This window comes from Bradyrhizobium sp. P5_C11_2 (assembly GCF_054049755.1).
In genome coordinates, this window is sequence record NZ_JBFULT010000905.1 from 1 (window position 1) to 1,815 (window position 1,815).

2 protein-coding genes are annotated in these 1,815 nt (G+C 62.3%); both read right to left on the reverse strand.

Features of this window, described 5'->3' with window-relative positions; translation table 11 throughout:
* On the reverse strand, positions 1-608 hold a 608-nt coding region (locus ACXJL8_RS40115), incomplete at its 3' end, for a L,D-transpeptidase family protein (protein ID WP_456686931.1).
* 663 nt (positions 609-1,271) lie between these two features.
* Positions 1,272-1,815, reverse strand: a 544-nt coding sequence (locus tag ACXJL8_RS40120; protein WP_456686932.1) for a fatty acid desaturase, incomplete at its 5' end; no start/stop codon positions are given.

Sequence of the window (1,815 nt, forward strand, 5' to 3'; positions counted from 1 at the left end):
TCGCCGGAGAGCTTGTCGACACGGTGCGGCGCCGCCTCGATGGCCTCCCGCTTCGGCATGAACAGCGCGGGATGAGAGAAATCGACCGGGGCCGCGTCGTTCGGCGAGATGATCACGCGCATGCCGATGTTGGTCTTGTCGAACAGGCMCTCCGCGAAGCCGAACGGCATCCGCACGCAGCCGTGCGAGGCCGCGTAGCCGGGCAGCGGCCCGCCATGCAGCGCGATGCCGTTCCAGGTGATGCGCTGCATGTTCGGCATCCAGGCATCGTCATACATGGTCGAGTGGTGGTCCTTGTCCTTCTCGACGATGGCGAAGACGCCGGCCGGCGTCTCGCGTCCGGTGGTGCCGGTCGAGACCGGGGCACGCAGGATCCAGCCGTCGGCGTCGTAGAAGGTAACCTGCTGGCTCTTGATCGACACGATCGCCATGATCGGCTCGCCGGCCTCGCGCGGCGCCACGGCCTCGGCCGGCTGGCGCGCCTGCTTCGCCGCGGTGGCCGGGGTCACCGCCGCAAAGACCGCCGCGGTCGCGAGCGCGATGATCCCGGGAGGCGCCCAACGCCGCATCGCCAAGGTGGATTGCGCCGTCGTCAGTCGGTTTTTCATGCCAYCCTCGGTCGAAATGCCAGTCCGCTTGGGTCGATCAGGTGTCAGGTTGCTCAGTTTGCGATCTCTGGATTAAGAAATCGCAGCCGCCCTACGTTCCGTATGTGGCGATATTCGGCCCGTTCCGGCGGCAAATCTCTCATATACGACAGCTTGCGCTGGAGAAAGGGTAGCCCGCGCCCGGGGCTGGCGACGAACGCTGCGGCAGAATGTCCGCCTTGGCGGTGCCGCATCCCCCGGTTTTTTGCCCCCGCGCTGGAGCCGAGCGACTTGGAGGTCACAGTCCAGGTCACACATCGCCCCAGACGCCGCATTAACGACTGTTCACCGCGCCAGCTTTCTGGTGCAGACGGGGTCTCCCTTGGGCATGACTTTGCAATCCCAATCGGGTCCGAAGCCGGTGGCTTGATGGAAGAAGGGAAATCGCACGGAAACAAAGACGACAGCAYACGCCAGGAGCAGCGCGAACACGATGCCCACAATGTCAGCTCGCGTTGGATACCACCGAGGCCATCTCATCTTTCGATCCACAGCGCTTTGCTTCGAAGCCCGCCAACGATGCGGCCCGAAACCAGCATACATTTTTTTGGACCGACAAGCTTTGGTTGAAGAAAGCAGCTGAACGATTAGCGCCTTAGGATTAAAAACTAGCCACAAGCCTCACTAAGGGGCGCGCACATTCACGACATTCAGCAGCCACGCCGCGGCGGCGTGAACCAGGCCGCCGCACGACGACACCGGCGAGGCGGTTGAGGTCAAGGCTGCCTCGCCAAAGGAGACGAGCCGCAGCCGCTCCTCATCCCACAAAGCCAGCCGCACAGACCGCAAACTCTGCAGCAGAGTAATTCGTCCAACGCCAGCGAGCTGCGGATGGTCCCGCAACACGTCCGGCAATCGATAGCAAGGAATTCGACTGGACAAATGATGGATGTGGTGGACGCCGATATTTGCGGTGAACCATCGCAAGACGCCCGGCAGGTGGTAATGGGAACTGCCGTGCAGCGCAGCTTCGTGAAAACTCCAGTTTTCGTCATGGGACCAGTAGGTGTCCTCGAACTGATGCTGGACGTAGAACAGCCAGACACCGATCGACRCCGCCAGAACCATGATCGGCAGATGTACGAGCAGGAACGGCCCATAACCGACCAGCCGGATCATCGCGGCGACGAGAACCGCGATCGCGATGTTCGTACCCATTGTACTCAGC